Annotated in this window: 1 protein-coding gene; it reads left to right on the top strand. The window is 62.4% G+C overall.

All coding sequences use genetic code 11. The features are described from left to right. A partial coding sequence (locus ACWF62_RS20575; protein ID WP_452631277.1) for a S8 family serine peptidase occupies positions 1–356 on the top strand: 356 nt, incomplete at both ends.

The following is a 356-nucleotide window of genomic DNA, read 5'->3' as shown; positions in this document are numbered from 1 at the left end:
CAGGCAGAGCGGTGGTCAGAGGCTATTGAATATGCTGTTGATGAGGGTGCCGAAATCATCAACATGTCCTTCGGCGGCACGGATAGTGGCGTTGTTGAAGCGGCGATGGCTGAGGCTCGTGCCACTGCCGCCAGGAACGATGTCCTGCTCTTCGCGGCAACGGGAAATGAGGGGGATACCAGCAACTCAGCTGGCTATCCTGCCTCGCACGCAGGGGTGGTAGGAGTTGCCGCTGTGGGTAGCGATGGGGAGTGGGTGCCCTACTCGACGTACGGTCCGCAGGTGGCCCTTGCCGCTCCCGGTAACGATGTGCCGGGCCACTGCGGTGATCTCTCCGGTCCGGCATGTATCCGCCC

The sequence above is a fragment of the Rhodococcus sp. NPDC054953 genome, from assembly GCF_053609225.1.
This window is presented reverse-complemented; position numbering and strand designations above follow the sequence as displayed.